The organism is Mycobacterium sp. SM3041, from assembly GCF_039668335.1.
Classification (GTDB): Bacteria; Actinomycetota; Actinomycetes; order Mycobacteriales; family Mycobacteriaceae; genus Mycobacterium.
On the sequence record NZ_JAYXBQ010000013.1, the window covers coordinates 1 to 396 of the forward strand.

General features: G+C 60.6%; 1 rRNA gene. It reads right to left on the reverse strand.

Features of this window, described 5'->3' with window-relative positions:
- A 16S ribosomal RNA gene (locus VXD91_RS04890) occupies positions 1-396 on the reverse strand; the annotation flags it as partial.

Consider the following 396-nt stretch of genomic DNA (forward strand, 5'->3'; position numbering starts at 1 on the left):
AGGCCGTCATCCCTCACGCGGCGTCGCTGCATCAGGCTTGCGCCCATTGTGCAATATTCCCCACTGCTGCCTCCCGTAGGAGTCTGGGCCGTATCTCAGTCCCAGTGTGGCCGGTCACCCTCTCAGGCCGGCTACCCGTCGTCGCCTTGGTAGGCCATTACCCCACCAACAAGCTGATAGGCCGCGGGCCCATCCCACACCGCAAAAGCTTTCCACCACACACCATGAAGCGCGTGGTCCTATTCGGTATTAGACCCAGTTTCCCAGGCTTATCCCAAAGTGCAGGGCAGATCACCCACGTGTTACTCACCCGTTCGCCACTCGAGTACCCCGAAGGGCCTTTCCGTTCGACTTGCATGTGTTAAGCACGCCGCCAGCGTTCGTCCTGAGCCAGGA